This window comes from Staphylococcus sp. 231237_7MaSpsaltlick, from assembly GCF_043107035.1.
Map to the genome: position 1 here is coordinate 92,302 of NZ_JBICNX010000015.1, position 19,776 is coordinate 112,077.

The following is a 19,776-nucleotide window of genomic DNA, read 5'->3' on the forward strand; positions in this document are numbered from 1 at the left end:
TCCCCCTATTTCATTATCTGTTATTCATTAATTTTATAATCACTACAACATTATACATGACTGAATAATAAAAATAAACAATGATAGTTTTAACAACACGCTGAATACTGTAGAATGATAATGAATAGAGAGGTGCAAAATCAGATGATATTATTACAACTCAATGATTTAACTAAATCATTTGACGGTGAAGATATTTTTAATAATGTGGATTTTGAAGTTAAAACTGGTGAACGCATTGGTATTGTAGGCCGTAATGGTGCGGGAAAATCTACATTAATGAAAATAATTGCTGGCGTTGAAGATTATGATAGTGGTCATATTTCTAAGAGTAAAAATTTAAAACTTGGTTATTTAACACAGCAAATGACATTAAATACAGACCAAACTGTATTTGAAGAAATGTCTAAACCGTTTGAAGCAATGAAAAATTTAGAACAAGAAATGAAATTGGAAACAGATTGGTTAGCACAACATGCCACTGAATACGATACTGAGACATATAAATCTCATATCGATCGCTACGAAGCATTATCCAATCAATTTGAACAACAAGATGGCTATCAATATGAAAGCAAAATTAAAACAGTCTTACATGGACTAAATTTTAGTGAAGCGGATTTTGATCGACCTATCAATGACTTTAGCGGTGGTCAAAAAACAAGGTTATCTTTGGCACAAATGTTATTAAGCGAGCCTGATTTATTACTTTTGGACGAACCCACCAACCATTTAGACATGGACACGACCCAATGGTTAGAAAGTTATTTAAATTACTTTAAAGGTGCCATTGTAATTATCAGTCATGATAGGTACTTCTTAGATAAAATTGTGACTCAAATTTATGACGTAGCACTCGGCGACGTTCAGCATTATGTAGGCAATTATGCTCAATTTATTGATCAAAGAGACAAATATTATGAAAAACGTATGCAAGAATATGAAAGTCAACAAGCTGAAATTAAACGATTAGAGACTTTTGTCGATAAAAATATTGCTCGTGCTTCAACTACAGGTATGGCTAAGAGCCGTAGGAAAATGTTAGAAAAAATTGAACGCATTAATAAACCTATGATTGATGCTAAAAGTGCTAACATTCAATTTGAATTTGATCGTAATACTGGTAATGATGTATTCCATATAAAAAATTTAGAGATTGGCTATGAGTCTCCGATTACTAAAGGGATTACTTTTGAAGTAACAAAAGGAGATCATATTGCAATTATCGGTCCTAATGGTATTGGGAAATCCACTTTAATAAAAACCATTGCCAATATACAAAATGCATTAAATGGATCAATCACTACCGGTGCTAACTTAAAAATTGGTTATTATGATCAGAAACAAGCCGAATTCAAATCAAATAAAACAATACTTGATTACTTATGGGACCAATACCCTACTATGAATGAAAAAGACATTCGTGCTGTTTTAGGTCGCTTTCTATTTGTACAAGAAGACGTTAAAAAAATAATTAACGATTTATCGGGTGGCGAGAAAGCTCGTTTACAGCTTGCCTTATTAATGCTTGAGCGAAACAATGTCCTCATTTTAGATGAACCTACAAACCATTTAGATATAGATTCAAAAGAAATGTTAGAACAAGCTTTAGCAAACTTTAAAGGCACAATACTGTTTGTATCTCATGATCGTTATTTTATTAATGAATTAGCCAATAAAGTTTATGATGTAGATTATGACGGTGGCACAATGTATTTAGGAAATTATCAATATTATATTGAAAAAACAGAAGAAAAAGCTGCATTAAAAGCCAAAGAAGAATTAGAAAATCCAACAGTAAATGATACGGTTATCAAACAAAATGACTCATATATTGATCAAAAACAACAAAAACGTGAGCAACGTCAAATTGAACGTCAAATTGAAACATGTGAATTAAATATCGAAACCTACGAAGAAGAAATAAATGAGATTAACCATCAACTTACATTGCCAGATATATACTCTGACCCTGAAAAAGCCAATTCTCTAGCGATTTCAAAATCAGAAATCGAACAAAAACTAGAACAAGTCATGGTCGAATGGGCAGAATTACAAGAAAAATTAATATAAACGCTTATTCAAATCAAAAGGTAAAGTAGAATTTTCTACTTTACCTTTTTTTCTTGTCCTGAAATACACAATAACTATTCACAACCTTCACCCTACAATAAAGGCTATCCACAAAGTTATCCTAGTTACCCACAAGTAAAAAGTAATTTTTTATTGCGTATAAAATTCAGATAACGGTATGTATCCACACATTTTGCCCAAACTTATCCACAGTTTGTGCACTATTTGTTGATAAGTACGCATGTTCTCTATTGACATTAAAATAATCACCTCAGTTTGTTAAATTTTGATGATAATGGCATAATTATTACACAGTCATTTACATATTAAATAAGGGAGTAATAAAACATGCCAGCAATTTTTTGGTTCTTCATAGCTTTTCTTTTATTGGGTACGGCATTGATGGTTTTCTCACCCATTGTCGCCAACAAAAAACTCATGCATGATATCAAGCCATTATGGTCGAATAAACGTCCATTAGAAACCTTCATTCGACCGAATCATACTTATCGTTATCAATTTGATACATATAAACACAAATATAACAGTGAAACATTGATAGATGAAAAAACATGGTCAGATTTAAACCTTGATAGCGTATTTCATAATATGAATTTTAACTTTACAGCTATTGGTGAAATGAGACTCTTTGCAACTTTAAAAAATATGTTTCAAGTAACAGATGCTAAACTTATTTCTGATTTTAAAATCAACACGGGTTTCAGAAATAAAGTATCTCTACATTTAGCACAAATTGGAAAAGCAATCTATCCTACTTTTCCAGACCAAATTTCATCGATTAAACGCAATAATTTTTTTATGCTTTGTACTTACCTACCATTAATTTTTATAATAATATCCATTTTTACGCCTAGCATTGGCATAACTTTAACTATTTTTTCAGCTATCTTTAATATGATATTAAGTGGATTTTTAAAAAAGACCTATGAACAAGATTTAAATTCAATGTTCTACACTTCAACCGTTATTAAAAAAGCGTATGCTATCCAACAACATGAGCTTGCACCCGATCTAGATATTGACTTTAAACATTTTGTTACTGCACGCAAATTTAGTGGCTTATTAGGTCGTGTGAACTCAAACGACGAAACATCTGTGTTTTCGTTATTATTCAAATTAATCTTTATGATGGATTACCATCTATTTCATTTAATTCAAAACAGTTTTAAAAAGTACGAAGATGAAGTAATGGCATGCTATGAATACATCGCTAATATTGATAATCACTACGCCGTGGCCTTATGGAGAGAAACTCTAGATCATTATACAGTTCCTCAGGTTGTAGAAAAAGATGTTATTCATTTTGAACAATTAACACATCCATTGATTAATGACGCAGTTCCAAACGATTTAGCAATAGACAATCATATTTTACTAACTGGTTCAAACGCATCAGGTAAATCTACATTTATGAAAGCTGTTGCGCTTAATCTAATATTATCGCAAACCATTAATACTGCTACAGCTGAGAAATTTGAGTATAAACCTGGTATGATTTATACCTCAATGGTCAACCAAGATGATATCTTGACAGGAGATAGTTACTTCATGACCGAAATCAAGTCTATTAAACGTCTATTTGAAATCACAACGACTACAAAAGTTTATTGCTTCATTGATGAAATTTTTAAAGGCACAAATACAACAGAGCGCATTGCTGCCTCAGAGTCTGTCTTGAGTTATCTCGACCAACTCAAGGGTTATACTGTTATAGCTGCTACACACGATATTGAACTCTCAACTTTATTAGACAATATGTATTCAAACTATCATTTTAACGAATCTATAACTGAAGATAATATTTCATTCGACTTTAAGATTAAGCCTGGTAAAGCTGACACTCGCAATGCAATAGAATTACTTAGGATTATGTCGTTTCCAAACCAAATTTATAATCGTGCAAAGTCAACCGCAAACCACAAAAACTAATCGCAAAAATGTATTTCATTTTGTTTGTTGTGACCTATAACCACAATCGAGAGGATGGTGATATAATCCAACCTCTCGATTTGTATAATTCAGTTTATTTGTTATAAAGATTCGACTTAAATTCATGATTTATTCTGCGTTAATCATCCAAGTAACGCCAAATGGATCATTAAACATGCCATAAAGATCTGACCATTCTGTTTTACCTAATGGCATCGTTACTTCGCACCCTGCTGCTACTGCTTTATCAAAAAACGCTTTCGCTGTTTCTTTTTCAGATTCATTCGAGCCATCAAATGTAAATGTAACAATCGCACCACTATTATCTATTTTTTTATTTTTCCATGTGTCACTGCAATAAAATGTTTCGCCAAGTATATTAAATGAGGCGTTCATTGTAAAATCTGCATCCACTTGATATTCTTCAGGCATATCTGCGAACATTTCATGGTCTCCACCTACACGTTGTATATCCGTCGCGCCAAAATGCTCTTCATAAAAGTTTAACGCGGCTAAACTATTTTGAAAATTAAAGTATTGAACTGCTTTCATTATTAACATCCTCCTTGTTGTGTTAAACATCAACACATATTAAATCAATTATTTAACTCTCTATAAACTACCTATACCCATATTCTGTTGTTATAAAGTTTGGAATTTTAATTTTTTGCACGACAACCTTAAATAGTTAAAAACTTAAAGAACAGCAACCAATTTATTCAATATCCATAAGTCTGATAAACATGAAAAAGTCCAAGACATTTATTGATGTCCAGGACTTTTTTGAAAGTAACTACCTAATATTAAGTTAGTAATTTTCACTAATTATTTAACTGTAAATGCTTCAATATCTAAACTGTTAACACCGTTCAATGTCATATCTGCTGTTATGCCTGCATGATATAAATAGTGAGCCGCTGCACCAATCATAGCAGCATTATCTGTACATAGTTTAGGGCTTGGTATTGAGAGTGTGATATTGTGACTTTCACAAGCTTCAGATAATGCAGATCTTAAACCTTTATTACTCGCTACACCACCTGCAACAATAAGTTGGTTTACATTATAAGCTTCACATGCTGCTATGGATTTACCAACTAATACTTCAACAACACTATTTTGAAAACTTGTGGCAACATCCGCTTCGTTAATTTCTAAACCTTTTTGTCGAACGTTATGAAGTTTGTTTATTACTGCACTTTTTAATCCACTAAAACTAAAATCATAACTATCTTTATCTAACCATACTCTTGGAAAATCATAGCTATCTTGACCCTGAACTGCTAATTTATCAACTTGTGGCCCACCTGGATAACTAAGACCAATGGTTCTAGCTACCTTGTCATATGCTTCACCTACGGCATCATCTCTAGTTTCACCAATTACCTCAAAGTTCAAATGATTTTTCATATAAATTAATTCTGTATGTCCGCCCGAAACGATTAAGGACATAACTGGAAACTGGAGTGGCTTTTCTAAATGGTTTGCGTATATATGACCTGCTATATGATGTACTGGGATTAACGGTTTGTCGTACGCAAATGCCAGTGCTTTCGCAGCATTTATACCTACTAGCAATGCCCCTATCAAGCCTGGACCTTGTGTGACTGCTACTGCGTCAACTTGCTTCATTGTTACATCAGCAGTATTCAGCGCCTCATCAATAGTAGCTGTAATACCTTCAACATGATGTCTACTCGCTACTTCTGGTACGACGCCACCAAATCTTTTATGACTTTCAATTTGACTTAGAACAATATTACTTAATATCTCTGTCCCATCTTTAATAACACTGACACTTGTTTCATCACAACTGGATTCAATTGCTAATATTATTGTTGCTTCATTCATTTAAATTCACCCACATAACTATTGCATCCTCACCTTCACCGTAATAATTTTTTCGCTTACCACCATATTGAAAACCTAAGTTTGTATAAACATGTTGCGCGATTTCATTATCTACGCGCACTTCTAAACTCATTATTTCACATTTAGTTTGGACATAATTCATTGCATATTTGAGTAATAATTGTCCTAAACCATAGCCTCTATAAGATTCATCTATCGCAACCGTAGTTATTTGTGCTTGATCTATAACAATCCAAACACCTATATAGCCAATTATTTTTTCATTAAATTCTATAATAAAGTAATGTGCAAATTCATTTTTTTCTACTTCATGATAAAATGCATCAATTGACCAACTACTATCATTAAAACTATTTCTTTCTATATCAAATACTTGAGGGACGTCCCCCAAATTCATTAACCGAATATTTAACTCTTGTTCTGTTGGTTTAACCAATTTCTTTCAGCCTCAGATACTTTAATATAGTTTGGTTTAAATTGATGTACTTCGGTTGGTTGATCTATGAGTGCTTGCATATACTTGGCTTGTGGTAAGTTTGGAATACAAGAATTATCTAATAACGCCTCTAACTTTTCGCTATCTATCCCAATAAATTTATATGGTTCAGCTAGTTCGTGTAATAAATCTAACAATGCTTTAATTGATATATATTGATCTTTTATAATTTGCTTTAATCGCCCATTTTCTTTTTTATAAACGCCTGTATAAACCGCTTCACGTCGTGCGTCAAATATTGGTACGATTAAACCAGTTTCTTCAATTGCTGTCGCGGCGAGTGCTTTTAGTGAAGATACACCATAAAGTTTAGCATTTAAGGCATAGGCTAATGTTTTAGCTACAGTAACGCCAATTCTTAGACCAGTATACGAACCTGGTCCCTCGGCTACTACAATGGAATCTATATCTTCTTTTGCTAATTGACTGTCAGTAATCACTTTGGAAATAGCTGGCATTAATTGTACTGAATGATTTGTTTTTTCGTTAGTATTTATCTCGTTTAGCACTTTATCATCTTGCATTACAGCAACTGATAAGGGCTGATTAGATGTATCAATTAGCAGATAGTTCACGTTCAACGTCCTCCTTAATTCTAAGATAATGCTCTCCTTGAGCATTTATTGTTATTGTGCGCTCGGCATCATTTTCTGTTTGAATATTAACAGATAAATAATGCTCGGGTAAAAATTCTGCTATAAATTGACTCCATTCAATTAGAATTACAGCCTCATCTTCAAAATATTCATCAAAACCTAAATCTTCTTCTGAATCTTCTAATCTATAACAATCCATATGATGTAATTTTAAATCCGTACCTTGGTATGACTTTATAATATTAAATGTTGGAGAATTAATGTTGCGTTTTACGCCTAATGACTTTCCAATAAACTGGCTTAAAGTTGTCTTTCCAGCACCTAAGTCTCCATTCAGTAAAATTAAATCACCGGCAGATAGATGTTTAGTTAACACCTCACCAAAACGTGACATGTCATTTATATTATTAATTTTTATCATATTCCTCTCCCTCTTTTTTAGCGACACTTCCAAATTTATTTGGATTAGTGTCGCTTATGCATTTGCTTTAAGCTAAGGCATTCCTCTTTCCACTTCCAAATTTATTTGGATTAGTGTCGCTTATGCATTTGCTTTAAGCTAAGGCGTTCCTCTTTCTACTTCCAAATTTATTTGGATTAGTGTCGCTTATGCATTTGCTTTAAGCTAAGGCGTTCCTCTTTCCACTTCCAAATTTATTTGGATTAGTGTCGCTTATGCATTAGCAGCCACTGTTGTGCAATAAACTTTGGAAAGCTTAAATATAAATTTTGAGTGTATACATCCTTATAACTTTTTATCTACATAAAATTAACTATTATAGTTTAACAAATTTTTTCCAATATTACTTCAAAGTGAAACAAGTTCTTACCAAATTAGAATAGTTTGAATTGATAGAAAATTACAAAAAATTGTTGACATAGGCAATATGATGTAGTAAATTTAATTTATCAAATTTTTAGACATTTCAAACAAATCAAAAAAATAAACCATTCTATCGAGAGGAGTATAATAAAATGACCAAAAATACAACGCAATATCAACCAACAACTTCAAATATTTTAGTCATTTTATTATGCTCATAGGACTGGAACTTTAGTAAAGAAACTACTAAACGTTTAAGTCCTTATTCTAGTTGAATGGGACTTAAAAGCGTCCCAATTATTTATTGGGACGCTTTTTTATTTTCAATTTTATGGGGGAATTAGATATGAGAAGCGATATGATCAAAAAAGGAGATCAGCAAGCTCCAGCAAGAAGTCTTTTGCACGCTACTGGTGCATTAGAAAAACCAACAGATATGAACAAGCCCTTCGTGGCAATTTGTAATTCGTATATCGACATTGTCCCTGGACATGTACATCTGAGAGAATTAGCAGATATTGCCAAAGAAGCAATTCGTGAAGCAGGCGCAATTCCCTTTGAATTTGACACAATCGGCGTTGATGATGGTATCGCAATGGGTCATATTGGAATGAGATACTCCCTACCCTCTAGAGAAATCATCGCAGACGCTGCAGAAACTGTAATTAATGCACACTGGTTTGATGGCGTATTTTACATTCCAAACTGTGACAAAATAACACCTGGTATGTTATTAGCTGCAGTAAGAACAAACGTCCCTGCAATCTTTTGTTCGGGCGGCCCTATGAAAGCAGGACTATCTTCTGAAGGAAAAGCTTTAACGTTATCATCAATGTTTGAAGCTGTAGGAGCCTTTAAAGATGGTTCAATTTCGAAAGAAGAATTCTTAGATATGGAACAAAATGCGTGTCCTACTTGTGGTTCGTGTTCTGGAATGTTCACAGCCAATTCAATGAACTGTTTAATGGAAGTATTAGGACTTGCCCTTCCATACAATGGTACAGCATTAGCAGTGAGTGACCAACGCAGAGAAATGATTAGAGAAGCAGCATTTAAATTAGTAGATAACATTAAAAACGATTTAAAACCAAAAGATATCGTAACACGAGAAGCAATTGATGACGCATTCGCTTTAGACATGGCAATGGGTGGTTCAACAAATACTGTATTACACACACTAGCAATTGCTAACGAAGCGGGTATCGATTATGATTTAACACGAATCAATGAAATTGCCAAAAAGACACCTTATCTTTCAAAAATTGCACCTAGCTCTTCATATTCAATGCATGATGTACATGAAGCTGGTAGTGTTCCTGCAATCATCAATGAATTGTTCAAAAAAGAAGGTACACTTCATCCAGACAGAATAACAGCTACAGGCAAAACATTACGAGAAAATAATGAAGACAAAGCAATTTTAAACAATGATGTTATTAGGCATCTTGATAACCCTTATGATAAACAAGGTGGTTTATCCATTTTATACGGTAACATAGCGCCAAAAGGTGCAGTTATAAAAGTTGGCGGCGTTGATCCATCTATTAAAGTATTTAAAGGTAAAGCAATTTGTTTTGATTCACACGATGAAGCAGTTGAAGCAATTGATAACCATATTGTTCGTGAAGGTCACGTAGTAGTTATTAGATACGAAGGTCCTAAAGGCGGTCCTGGAATGCCAGAAATGTTAGCCCCTACTTCCTCAATTGTAGGTAGAGGATTAGGTAAGGATGTAGCTTTAATAACAGATGGCCGTTTCTCAGGTGCAACACGTGGTATCGCAGTAGGCCATGTATCTCCAGAAGCAGCTTCAGGTGGCCCAATTGGTCTCATCAAGGACGGTGATGAAATTACAATTGATTTAACAAACAGAACTTTAGACGTTGAAGTATCAACCGAAACATTAGAAGCTAGAAAACAAGATTTAAAACCATTTAAAGCAAAAGTAAAAACAGGTTATCTTGCACGTTACACTGCTTTAGTAACAAGCGCTAATACAGGTGGCATCATGCAAGTACCAGAAAATCTAATTTAAGGAGTGAGCACTATGTCTAGACAAACTGAAACGCTTGAACAAGAAATGTCAGAAAATTTTGATTATTTAGAAGCCGCTGAAACTGTTGAACCTGAAGTTGAATTAGAACAAGAAACAATAGATGAAATGAAATCTGGTTCAGAATTGCTCGTTGAATCTCTTGCAAATGAAAAAGTAGATTTTATATTTGGATATCCTGGTGGCGCGGTTCTTCCGCTTTATGACACTTTTTATGAAGGTAAAATCAAGCATATTCTAGCAAGACATGAACAAGGTGCTACTCATGCAGCAGAGGGTTATGCACGTGTATCAGGCAATACTGGTGTAGTTGTTGTCACGAGTGGTCCAGGGGCAACAAATGCTATCACTGGTATCGCTGATGCTTATAGTGATTCGTTACCTTTGGTAGTGATCACTGGACAAGTAGCAACACCAGGCATAGGTAAAGATGCCTTTCAAGAAGCAGATTTACTTTCTATGACAACACCAATAACAAAACATAACTACCAAGTTAAAAATGTTAGTGATATTCCTAAAATAATCCATGAAGCTTTCTATATCGCTAATAGTGGTAGAAAAGGTCCTGTGGTTATCGATTTCCCTAAAGATATGGGAATCTTATCGACCAACGCTCAAATCACAAACGAAATTGAATTACCAGGTTATACAGTGCCAAATCAACCAGCAAAGGAAGACATACAAAAGCTTCGTGATTATTTAAAAAGCTCTAAAAAACCCGTTGTTCTTTCTGGTGCAGGCATTAACCATGCAAAAGCGAATGATGTATTTACTGAATTTATAAATAGACATCAATTACCAGTAGTTAGTACATTACTTGGGCTTGGTGCAATACCATATGAAAACCCCTATTTCTTGGGTATGGGCGGTATGCATGGATCATACGCCAGTAATATGGCATTAACTGAATGTGATTTACTCATCAACTTTGGTAGTCGTTTTGATGACCGTTTAGCTAGTAATCCAGATGAATTTGCGCCAAACGCTAAGATTGTTCACGTAGACATCGATCCATCAGAAATTAATAAAATAATCAAAGTAGATTTGGGCATTGTTGCAGATTGTAAAGCTACATTAGAGGCACTATTAGATTTTGATAGCTATTCAATTAAACATGAAGCATGGTTAGAAACTTGTAATGAAAACAAAGTAAATCAACCTTTTGCCTATCAAGAAGATGAGCAAGGTGTTTTCTCCAAGCCACAACGTACAATTGAGTATATAGGCGAAATCACAAATGGAGATGCAATCGTAACAACCGATGTGGGTCAACATCAAATGTGGGTTGCTCAGTACTACCCATTCAAAGACCACGGGCAAATTGTAACAAGTGGTGGTTTAGGAACAATGGGATTTGGTATCCCTGCTGCTATTGGAGCAAAACTTGCAGAACCTGATAAAACAGTTATTTGCTTTGTAGGCGACGGTGGTTTCCAAATGACCAATCAAGAAATGGCAATTTTAGAAGAATACAACCTTGATATAAAAATTGTAATTGTTAATAACGGTACCCTAGGTATGGTTAAACAATGGCAAGATAAGTTTTTCAATAAACGTTTCTCACATTCAGTATTTAATGGTCAACCAGACTTTTTAAAAATCGCTGAAGCATATAATGTCAAAGGATATATCGTTGATGATCCTGCACAATTAGAACAACAAATTGATGCGGCTTTCCAACACGATGGACCAGCACTAATCGACGTTCGTATTTCACCAATCGAACCAGTAACTCCTATGGTACCAAGTGGTAAAGCCAACCATGAGATGGAGGGACTATTATGAGAAGGACATTTAGAACTAAGGTAAGAGATAAAGCTGGTACATTAAATAGATTAACGAGTATTTTCGTTCGTAGACAATTTAACATCGTTACACTCTCTGCGACACCTACATTAGAGGAAGGTATATCTGATATAACGTTTGTAGCAGAAGTACCAGATACAGATGTATTACGTAATTTATTACAACAACTTGAAAAACAAATTAATATCATAGACGTTGAAGATATTACAGAAACCAATACTTACAATAGAGAATTGGTATTGGTGAAATTACAAAAACCAATAAATCAACAAGACTTACAAAAAGTAATCAAACCTTATGATGCGCTAGTCTCTATATTGAAAAATGAAGATGAGTATACTTACCTTCAAGCTTCAGGTCCACAATATACGATGGATAATTTATTAGATGATCTATCATCATATCAAATTGAACAAGTTTCAAGAACCGGTTCAGCAGCTTTAGTATAGTTTTGAAACAACAATAACTAAATTTTAAAAAACATGGAGGATTTTATTATGACAACAGTTTATTATGACCAATCAGTAACGAAAGACGCTTTACAAGGTAAAAAAGTAGCAGTCTTAGGCTATGGATCTCAAGGACACGCCCACGCTCAAAATTTAAAAGACAACGGTTATGACGTAATTATCGGTATCAGACATGGACGTTCTTTTGATAAAGCAAAAGATGATGGCTTCGAAGTATACCCTGTAAATGAAGCAGCAAAACAAGCTGATGTTATCATGGTACTTTTACCAGATGAAATCCAAGGACAAGTATATAAAGAAGAAGTTGCACCTAATTTAGAACCTAATAATGCATTAGTATTTGCACATGGATTTAATATTCATTTCGGTGTAATTCAACCACCAGAAGACGTAGATGTATTCCTAGTTGCACCAAAAGGACCAGGACATTTAGTACGTCGTACATTCGCTGAAGGTAGTGCAGTCCCTGCCCTATTTGCTGTTGAGCAAGATGCTAGTGGTGAAGCTACTGATTTAGCATTAAGCTATGCAAAAGGTATCGGAGCAACTCGTGCAGGTGTATTAGAAACTTCATTTAAAGAAGAAACTGAGACTGATTTATTTGGTGAACAAGCAGTATTATGTGGTGGTACTACTAAATTAATCCAATCTGGTTTCGAAACGTTAGTAGAAGCGGGTTATCAACCTGAAATTGCTTACTTCGAAGTATTACATGAAATGAAACTTATCGTTGATTTAATGTATGAAGGCGGAATGGAAAACATGCGTTATTCAATTTCTAATACAGCAGAGTTTGGCGACTATGTTTCTGGTCCACGTGTTATCACACCAGATGTAAAAGATAATATGAAAGCTGTACTAGAAGATATTCAAAAAGGAAACTTCAGTGATCGCTTTATTAAAGATAATGAAAATAACTTTGAAGAATTCCACAAACTACGTGAAGAACAACATGGACATCAAATCGAAGCAGTTGGTAGAGATCTTCGTGAAATGATGCCATTCATTAAATCTAAAAGTATTGAAAAATAAATAGACACTATATTTGTTAACTCGTAGTAAGAAGAATCTCATTAGGTATAATCACGCTTAATTTTCTCCCCTCTTTGAGATTCTTTAATACTTACGACTTAGCAATTGTGTCTAAAATTTAGAAATAGGAGATGTTGAAAATGAGTAGCCATATTCAAATTTTTGATACAACACTTAGAGACGGTGAACAAACACCTGGAGTAAACTTTTCATTCGATGAAAGATTGAAGATAGCAAGACAACTGGAAAAATGGGGCGTCGATATCATAGAAGCGGGTTTTCCTGCATCAAGTACTGGTAGTTTCAAATCTGTTGAAGCAATATCTAGAGCATTAACTACAACTGCAGTTTGTGGATTAGCACGTTGTGTAAAGAAAGATATAGATGCTGTATATGAAGCTACAAAAGAAGCTGCAAAACCGAGAATTCATGTTTTTATAGCGACTAGTCCAATACACCGAGATTCAAAATTAATGATGTCTAAAGAAGAAGTATTAGCTTCAATTAAAGAGCATGTAGCTTATGCGAAACAATACTTTGATGTCGTTCAATTTTCACCTGAAGACGCTACAAGAACAGAACCATCATTTTTAATCGAATGTGTTCAAACAGCTGTAGACGCCGGAGCCAGTGTTATCAATATACCTGATACTGTAGGATTCAGTTATCCTAAAGAATATGGCCAAATTTTCAAAACACTGCAAGAATCAATAACAACTAACCATGAAGTAATTTATAGTGCGCATTGTCATGATGACCTTGGACTAGCTGTAGCAAATAGTATGGCAGCAATTGAAAATGGTGCGAAACGCATCGAAGGTACATTAAATGGTATTGGGGAACGTGCAGGTAATACAGCCCTCGAGGAAGTTGCTCTCGGCCTTTACGTTCGACAAGATCATTACAATAATCAAACAAAAATCAATCTACAAGAAACCAAACAAACTTCAGATTTAATTGCTAGATTTGCAGGTATCCGAGTCCCTAGAAATAAGGCAATAGTCGGACAAAATGCATTCAGTCATGAATCTGGTATTCATCAAGACGGCGTACTGAAAAACCCAGAAACATATGAAATTATGACGCCGCAACTAGTTGGTGTAAAAACTACTGAACTACCTCTTGGAAAACTATCAGGTAAGCATGCCTTTGCAGAAAAACTAGTAGCTTTAGGTTACGATGTAGAACCAGAAGATCAAAAAGCATTATTTAAACAGTTTAAAACAATTGCAGATAAGAAGAAATCAGTCACAGATCGTGACATTCATGCATTAATTCAAGGTACAGAGCATGAACAAAATGCAATATATAAAGTAGAAACATTACAGCTCCAATTTGTATCTAATGGTCTACAAAGTGCAGTTGTCGTTATTAAAGATAAAGATGGTAACACCTATCAAGATTCAAGTATTGGTACTGGATCAATTGTTTCCGTATATAACGCTGTTGATCGTATTTTTGATCGCAATACAGAACTTATTGAGTATCGCATAGATTCAGTAACTGAAGGTACAGACGCTCAAGCAGAAGTACATGTACAAATTAAGATAGATGATCAAATTGTTACTGGTGTAGGTATTGACCATGATATCTTATTAGCTTCTTGTAAATCATATGTTGAAGCGCATGCCAAATATGTAGCAAATACTCATGAGGAAGAAGGTATTCACTCATGAGCCATAAGATTGTAGCCCTTCCAGGAGATGGAATTGGACCTGAAATATTGAATGGTTCATTAGAAGTATTACAACAACTCAGTAAATCCTTTAATTTTGATTATGGTATAGAAACACATGATTTTGGTGGCATTGCCATTGATAATCACGGTGAACCACTTCCAGAATCAACATTAAATGCTTGTAAAAATGCAGACGCAATTCTATTAGGTGCTGTGGGGGGACCTAATTGGACAGATCCTAATAATAGACCAGAACAAGGTTTATTAGGTATTCGTAAAGCTTTAGGTCTGTTTGCAAATATACGCCCTACTACAGTTACGAATGGCACTAGCCATTTATCCCCTATTAAAGAAGAACGTGTTGCAGGTACAGATTTCATTATAGTAAGAGAGCTAACCGGTGGTATCTATTTCGGTGAGCCAAAACAATTAAATGATAACGACGCACTCGATTCATTAACTTATACTAGAACTGAAATTGAAAGAATTGCTAGAGTTGGCTTTGATTTAGCTCAAAAGCGTCATAAAAAATTAACTTCAGTTGATAAAGAAAATGTATTATCTTCCAGTAAATTATGGCGTCAAGTGATTAATGATGTCGCCCATGAGTACCCTGAAGTTGAAGTGAACCATTTACTTGTTGATGCTTGTGCGATGCACTTAATCACTAATCCAGCACAATTCGATGTCATTGTTACAGAAAATTTATTCGGCGATATTTTAAGCGATGAAGCATCTGTAATCCCAGGTTCTCTAGGTTTATCACCTTCTGCAAGCTTTAGTGAACGGGGTCCTAGACTTTATGAACCTATACATGGCTCTGCACCAGATATTGCTAACCAAGATATTGCAAATCCATTTGGTATGCTACTATCTGTTGTGATGTGTCTTAGAGAAAGTTTAAACCAAAATAACGCAGCTGATAAATTAGAATCAGTTATTTATCAATTAATTAAAGAAGGCAAAACAACACGCGATCTCAATGGAGATTATAATACATCTGATATTTTTAATTACGTTAAGAAAAATCTTTAAAAAGGAGGAGATGTCATATGGGTAAAACACTATTTGATAAAGTTTGGAACAAACATGTACTAACTGGTAAAGAAGGTGACCCGCAGTTATTATATATAGATTTGCACCTTATACATGAAGTCACATCTCCTCAAGCTTTTGAAGGATTAAGACTTAATAATAGACAACTACGTAGACCAGACTTGACTTATGCTACGCTTGACCATAATGTACCAACAGTAGATATTTTTAATATTAAAGATGAAATTGCAAATAAACAAATTACGACTTTGCAAAATAATGCTAAAGCATTTGGTGTTCATATCTTTGACATGGGCTCTGATGAACAAGGGATTGTCCACATGGTTGGTCCTGAAACTGGTTTAACACAGCCAGGGAAAACTATAGTATGTGGAGATTCACACACTGCAACACATGGTGCGTTTGGTGCAATTGCTTTCGGTATTGGTACAAGTGAAGTTGAACATGTTTTTGCGACACAATCACTTTGGCAAACTAAACCTAAGAATCTAAAAATTGAAGTCACTGGTCAATTGCCTACTGGTGTTTATGCAAAAGATATTATTCTATATTTAATTAACCAATATGGTGTTGATTTTGGTACAGGTTATGCATTGGAATTTGCTGGTGAAACAATTCAAAACCTATCTATGGAAGCAAGAATGACTATTTGTAACATGGCTATTGAAGCAGGTGCAAAATACGGTATGATGGCTCCTGATGATACTACATTTGATTATGTTAAGGGCCGTCCTTATGCCACTAACTTTGAATATGATATTGATGCGTGGCGTGAACTCTATACAGATGAAGACGCTGAATTTGATAGAGTCATTGAAATGGATGTATCTGATTTAGAGCCTCAAGTAACATGGGGGACAAGTCCAGAAATGGGCGTAAGTTTCCATACACCTTTCCCTGAAATAGAAAATGTTAACGATGAGCGTGCTTATAATTATATGGGTCTGCAACCTGGTCAAAAAGCTGAAGATATTAACCTAGGATATGTATTCTTAGGATCATGTACAAATGCTCGTCTCTCTGATTTGGTTGAAGCTAGTCATATCATAAAAGGAAATAAAGTTCATCCAAATATTACAGCTATTGTGGTACCTGGATCGCGTACTGTGAAAATCGAGGCTGAAAAAATGGGTCTTGATAAAATTTTCAAAGAAGCAGGATTTGATTGGCGTGAACCTGGTTGCTCAATGTGTCTAGGTATGAACCCTGACCAAGTACCTGATGGCGTACATTGTGCATCAACTAGCAATCGAAACTTTGAAGGTCGACAAGGTAAAGGTGCACGGACTCACCTAGTTTCCCCTGCAATGGCAGCAGCTGCAGCAATTAACGGGAAGTTTGTAGATGTAAGAAAGGTGGTTGTCTAATATGGAAATTAAACCTATTACTACTTATACAGGTAAAGTAGTTCCCTTATTCCATGATAATATTGATACCGATCAAATTATACCCAAAGTACATTTGAAACGCATATCAAAATCAGGTTTTGGCCCTTTTGCATTTGATGAGTGGCGCTATCTAGATGATGGATCAGATAATCCAGACTTTAACCCAAATAAACCTGAATATAAAGATGCTACGATATTAATTACTGGTGAAAACTTTGGTTGTGGTTCAAGCCGTGAACACGCAGCTTGGGCCCTTAAAGACTACGGTTTTGATATTATTATCGCTGGTAGTTATAGTGATATCTTTTATATGAATTGTACTAAAAATGCGATGTTACCAATAGTATTAGATGAAGATGTAAGAAAATATCTTGCACAAGCAGGTGAAATTACTGTAGACTTACCAAATCAAACAGTTTCTACATCAGATAAATCTTTTGATTTTGAAATTGATGAAACTTGGAAGAATAAACTCGTTAACGGGCTTGATGATATTGCATTGACTTTACAATACGAAGATGCAATAAAATCTTATGAATCAGCAAAAACGTATTAACTAATTACTAAATTAATAAATAAAGGTGTGAAATCATATGACTGTAAAAACTACTGTGTCTTCTAAAGATATCGATGAAGCTTATTTACAATTAAAAGATATTGCTAAAGAGACGCCCTTACAAAAAGATCATTATTTATCTCATAAATATGATTGTAATGTTTATCTCAAGCGTGAAGATTTACAATGGGTAAGATCATTTAAACTTAGAGGTGCATATAATGCAATTATTGCACTAAATGATATTGATCGCCAAAACGGCATTACATGTGCTAGTGCTGGTAACCACGCTCAAGGTGTAGCATATACTGCTAGTAAGTTGAATTTAAATGCAGTGATTTTTATGCCAGTAACTACCCCATTACAAAAAATCAATCAAGTGAAATTCTTTGGTGGCAGTAATACTGAAGTAGTTTTAACTGGAGATACATTTGATGATTGCTTAAAAGAAGCCCTTGTATATACAGAAGAAAATAAAATGAACTTTATTGATCCTTTCAATAATATTTTTACAATTGCTGGACAAGGGACACTAGCAAAAGAAATAATTGAACAATCACAAGAAGATGATATTCAATTTGATTATTTATTTGCTGCAATCGGTGGTGGCGGTTTAATTTCAGGTGTAGGCACTTACTTTAAAGAACATGCTCCTGAAACTTCGATTATTGGTGTAGAACCTGCTGGTGCAAGCAGTATGTATGCTTCAGTAGTTTTAGAAAAACAAATTGTCACATTACCTGATATAGATAAATTTGTTGATGGCGCATCTGTAGCGCGTGTAGGTCAAATCACATTTGATATTTGTAGAAATGTAGTTGATGACTACGTTCAAGTACATGAAGGTGCTGTTTGTTCAACTATTTTAGATATGTACTCAAAACAAGCTATTATTGCAGAACCTGCTGGTGCCTTAAGCGTCGCAGCACTTGATCAATATCAATCAGAAATCAAAGGCAAAACAGTTGTATGTGTAGTCAGCGGTGGTAATAATGATATTAATCGAATGAAAGAGATTGAAGAACGTTCTTTATTATTCGAAGAAATGAAACATTATTTTATTTTAAATTTTCCACAACGTCCTGGTGCACTAAGAGAGTTTGTTAATGAAGTCCTTGGACCTAAAGATGATATAACTAAATTTGAGTATCTTAAAAAATCTTCTCAAAATACAGGTACAGTAATCATAGGTATCCAATTAAATAACCACAAAGATTTAGATAACTTAAAAGCAAATGTAGACGAGTTTGATAATTCTAATATTTATATTAATGAAAATAAAATGCTTTATTCCCTACTCATTTAATTATGTATGTTAAAGGAATCTTCTTAACAATAATTATATGTATATTATGGCCGAGACGTAAATTTTATATGTCTCGGCCTTTTAAGGACCATTTTCAATTTATTGAGTTAGCGGGAGTTAGTCACCACTTATGCATGAGCTTCTGCTCATGTATTCCGTTGCAACCGACCATTACTCTCTATTGAAGTTAAGCTCTTCGCGCATAAAAAAAGAGACCTCTCGGTCTCGGCTCATCGCATCCTATAATGCTGCCTGGCAACGTCCTACTCTTGCGGAACGTAAGTCCGACTACCATCGGCGCTAAAGAGCTTAACTTCTGTGTTCGGCATGGGAACAGGTGTGACCTCTTTGCCATTGTCACCAGACAATGAAATGTATGAAATTATACATTCAAAACTAGATAGTAAGTAAAATATGATTCAACCAAAACAAAACATTTAAAAATTGATTAAGTCTTCGATCGATTAGTATTCGTCAGCTCCACATATCGCTATGCTTCCACCTCGAACCTATTAACCTCATCATCTTTGAGGGATCTTATAACCGAAGTTGGGAAATCTCATCTTGAGGGGGGCTTCATGCTTAGATGCTTTCAGCACTTATCCCGTCCATACATAGCTA

At 34.5% G+C, this 19,776-nt stretch carries 16 protein-coding genes, 2 rRNA genes and 1 pseudogene; 11 read left to right on the forward strand and 8 right to left on the reverse strand.

What is annotated here, in order from left to right; translation table 11 throughout:
• The first annotated feature begins 144 nt into the window (after nucleotides 1–144).
• Nucleotides 145–2,073 (forward strand): ABC-F family ATP-binding cassette domain-containing protein, encoded by a 1,929-nt coding sequence (locus tag ACF91D_RS22045; protein WP_327621063.1) that lies wholly within the window; start codon nucleotides 145–147, stop codon nucleotides 2,071–2,073.
• A 204-nt stretch (nucleotides 2,074–2,277) separates the two neighbouring features.
• Here the strand turns inward: ACF91D_RS22045 and ACF91D_RS22050 are convergent.
• A pseudogene (locus ACF91D_RS22050) lies at nucleotides 2,278–2,343 on the reverse strand (hypothetical protein); the annotation flags it as partial.
• 78 nt (nucleotides 2,344–2,421) lie between these two features.
• On the opposite strand from ACF91D_RS22050, the gene ACF91D_RS22055 reads away from it, so the two are divergent.
• Nucleotides 2,422–4,023: a MutS-related protein gene (locus ACF91D_RS22055; protein WP_119585722.1), complete on the forward strand. Its 1,602-nt coding sequence runs from the start codon at nucleotides 2,422–2,424 to the stop codon at nucleotides 4,021–4,023.
• 129 nt (nucleotides 4,024–4,152) lie between these two features.
• On the opposite strand, the gene ACF91D_RS22060 is transcribed toward ACF91D_RS22055, so the two are convergent.
• The 5 genes from ACF91D_RS22060 to tsaE form a co-directional block, all read right to left on the reverse strand.
• Nucleotides 4,153–4,575: a VOC family protein gene (locus ACF91D_RS22060; RefSeq protein ID WP_039069575.1), complete on the reverse strand. Its 423-nt coding sequence runs from the start codon at nucleotides 4,573–4,575 to the stop codon at nucleotides 4,153–4,155.
• Nucleotides 4,576–4,848: 273 nt separating this feature from the next.
• Complete coding sequence (tsaD, locus tag ACF91D_RS22065; RefSeq protein WP_039069576.1) at nucleotides 4,849–5,874, reverse strand: tRNA (adenosine(37)-N6)-threonylcarbamoyltransferase complex transferase subunit TsaD; 1,026 nt, start codon at nucleotides 5,872–5,874, stop codon at nucleotides 4,849–4,851.
• On the reverse strand, nucleotides 5,867–6,331 hold the full coding sequence (rimI, locus tag ACF91D_RS22070) for a ribosomal protein S18-alanine N-acetyltransferase (RefSeq protein WP_039069577.1): 465 nt from the start codon (nucleotides 6,329–6,331) through the stop codon (nucleotides 5,867–5,869). Before rimI ends, tsaD begins: the two co-directional genes overlap by 8 nt.
• Nucleotides 6,304–6,966 carry a tRNA (adenosine(37)-N6)-threonylcarbamoyltransferase complex dimerization subunit type 1 TsaB gene (tsaB, locus tag ACF91D_RS22075; RefSeq protein WP_327621064.1) on the reverse strand — a complete coding sequence of 221 codons (663 nt, stop codon included), beginning with the start codon at nucleotides 6,964–6,966 and terminating at the stop codon, nucleotides 6,304–6,306. The genes rimI and tsaB overlap by 28 nt, the downstream gene beginning before the upstream one ends.
• Nucleotides 6,947–7,408: a tRNA (adenosine(37)-N6)-threonylcarbamoyltransferase complex ATPase subunit type 1 TsaE gene (gene tsaE, locus ACF91D_RS22080; RefSeq protein WP_101051175.1), complete on the reverse strand. Its 462-nt coding sequence runs from the start codon at nucleotides 7,406–7,408 to the stop codon at nucleotides 6,947–6,949. The genes tsaB and tsaE overlap by 20 nt, the downstream gene beginning before the upstream one ends.
• Nucleotides 7,409–8,156: 748 nt before the next feature.
• Between tsaE and ilvD the strand changes: the two genes are divergently transcribed.
• From ilvD to ilvA, 9 genes are all read left to right on the forward strand, one after another.
• On the forward strand, nucleotides 8,157–9,845 hold the full coding sequence (gene ilvD, locus ACF91D_RS22085) for a dihydroxy-acid dehydratase (protein WP_327621065.1): 1,689 nt from the start codon (nucleotides 8,157–8,159) through the stop codon (nucleotides 9,843–9,845).
• Between the two features lie 12 nt (nucleotides 9,846–9,857).
• Nucleotides 9,858–11,648, forward strand: a complete 1,791-nt coding sequence (gene ilvB, locus ACF91D_RS22090) for a biosynthetic-type acetolactate synthase large subunit (RefSeq protein ID WP_069793030.1) — start codon at nucleotides 9,858–9,860, stop codon at nucleotides 11,646–11,648.
• The gene (gene ilvN / locus ACF91D_RS22095; RefSeq protein WP_039069582.1) at nucleotides 11,645–12,118 is read left to right on the forward strand and encodes an acetolactate synthase small subunit; all 474 of its coding nucleotides are present in this window, start codon (nucleotides 11,645–11,647) and stop codon (nucleotides 12,116–12,118) included. The genes ilvB and ilvN overlap by 4 nt, the downstream gene beginning before the upstream one ends.
• A gap of 48 nt (nucleotides 12,119–12,166) precedes the next feature.
• Nucleotides 12,167–13,171, forward strand: a complete 1,005-nt coding sequence (gene ilvC, locus ACF91D_RS22100) for a ketol-acid reductoisomerase (protein ID WP_039069583.1) — start codon at nucleotides 12,167–12,169, stop codon at nucleotides 13,169–13,171.
• 140 nt (nucleotides 13,172–13,311) lie between these two features.
• Complete coding sequence (locus ACF91D_RS22105; protein ID WP_069793032.1) at nucleotides 13,312–14,847, forward strand: 2-isopropylmalate synthase; 1,536 nt, start codon at nucleotides 13,312–13,314, stop codon at nucleotides 14,845–14,847.
• Complete coding sequence (leuB, locus tag ACF91D_RS22110; RefSeq protein WP_039069585.1) at nucleotides 14,844–15,884, forward strand: 3-isopropylmalate dehydrogenase; 1,041 nt, start codon at nucleotides 14,844–14,846, stop codon at nucleotides 15,882–15,884. The genes ACF91D_RS22105 and leuB overlap by 4 nt, the downstream gene beginning before the upstream one ends.
• Before the next feature lie 17 nt (nucleotides 15,885–15,901).
• Nucleotides 15,902–17,272: a 3-isopropylmalate dehydratase large subunit gene (gene leuC, locus ACF91D_RS22115; protein ID WP_069793033.1), complete on the forward strand. Its 1,371-nt coding sequence runs from the start codon at nucleotides 15,902–15,904 to the stop codon at nucleotides 17,270–17,272.
• Nucleotide 17,273: 1 nt separating this feature from the next.
• Complete coding sequence (gene leuD, locus ACF91D_RS22120) at nucleotides 17,274–17,849, forward strand: 3-isopropylmalate dehydratase small subunit (protein WP_039069587.1); 576 nt, start codon at nucleotides 17,274–17,276, stop codon at nucleotides 17,847–17,849.
• 37 nt (nucleotides 17,850–17,886) lie between these two features.
• Nucleotides 17,887–19,155 (forward strand): threonine ammonia-lyase IlvA, encoded by a 1,269-nt coding sequence (gene ilvA / locus ACF91D_RS22125; protein WP_039069588.1) that lies wholly within the window; start codon nucleotides 17,887–17,889, stop codon nucleotides 19,153–19,155.
• 250 nt (nucleotides 19,156–19,405) lie between these two features.
• Here the strand turns inward: ilvA and rrf are convergent.
• Together rrf and ACF91D_RS22135 are read right to left on the reverse strand one after the other, a co-directional pair.
• Nucleotides 19,406–19,520, reverse strand: a 5S ribosomal RNA gene (gene rrf, locus ACF91D_RS22130).
• A 79-nt stretch (nucleotides 19,521–19,599) separates the two neighbouring features.
• A 23S ribosomal RNA gene (locus ACF91D_RS22135) occupies nucleotides 19,600–19,776 on the reverse strand; the annotation flags it as partial.

Excerpts from the sequence above, each read along its gene's own strand:
- ACF91D_RS22045 (WP_327621063.1), top strand. The coding sequence starts at position 145 with ATGATATTATTACAACTCAATGATTTAACTAAATCATTTGACGGTGAA.
- ACF91D_RS22055 (WP_119585722.1), top strand. The coding sequence starts at position 2,422 with ATGCCAGCAATTTTTTGGTTCTTCATAGCTTTTCTTTTATTGGGTACG.
- ACF91D_RS22060 (WP_039069575.1), bottom strand. The coding sequence starts at position 4,575 with ATGAAAGCAGTTCAATACTTTAATTTTCAAAATAGTTTAGCCGCGTTA.
- tsaD (WP_039069576.1), bottom strand. The coding sequence starts at position 5,874 with ATGAATGAAGCAACAATAATATTAGCAATTGAATCCAGTTGTGATGAA.
- tsaE (WP_101051175.1), bottom strand. The coding sequence starts at position 7,408 with ATGATAAAAATTAATAATATAAATGACATGTCACGTTTTGGTGAGGTG.
- ilvD (WP_327621065.1), top strand. The coding sequence starts at position 8,157 with ATGAGAAGCGATATGATCAAAAAAGGAGATCAGCAAGCTCCAGCAAGA.
- ilvB (WP_069793030.1), top strand. The coding sequence starts at position 9,858 with ATGTCTAGACAAACTGAAACGCTTGAACAAGAAATGTCAGAAAATTTT.
- ilvN (WP_039069582.1), top strand. The coding sequence starts at position 11,645 with ATGAGAAGGACATTTAGAACTAAGGTAAGAGATAAAGCTGGTACATTA.
- ilvC (WP_039069583.1), top strand. The coding sequence starts at position 12,167 with ATGACAACAGTTTATTATGACCAATCAGTAACGAAAGACGCTTTACAA.
- ACF91D_RS22105 (WP_069793032.1), top strand. The coding sequence starts at position 13,312 with ATGAGTAGCCATATTCAAATTTTTGATACAACACTTAGAGACGGTGAA.
- leuB (WP_039069585.1), top strand. The coding sequence starts at position 14,844 with ATGAGCCATAAGATTGTAGCCCTTCCAGGAGATGGAATTGGACCTGAA.
- leuC (WP_069793033.1), top strand. The coding sequence starts at position 15,902 with ATGGGTAAAACACTATTTGATAAAGTTTGGAACAAACATGTACTAACT.
- leuD (WP_039069587.1), top strand. The coding sequence starts at position 17,274 with ATGGAAATTAAACCTATTACTACTTATACAGGTAAAGTAGTTCCCTTA.
- ilvA (WP_039069588.1), top strand. The coding sequence starts at position 17,887 with ATGACTGTAAAAACTACTGTGTCTTCTAAAGATATCGATGAAGCTTAT.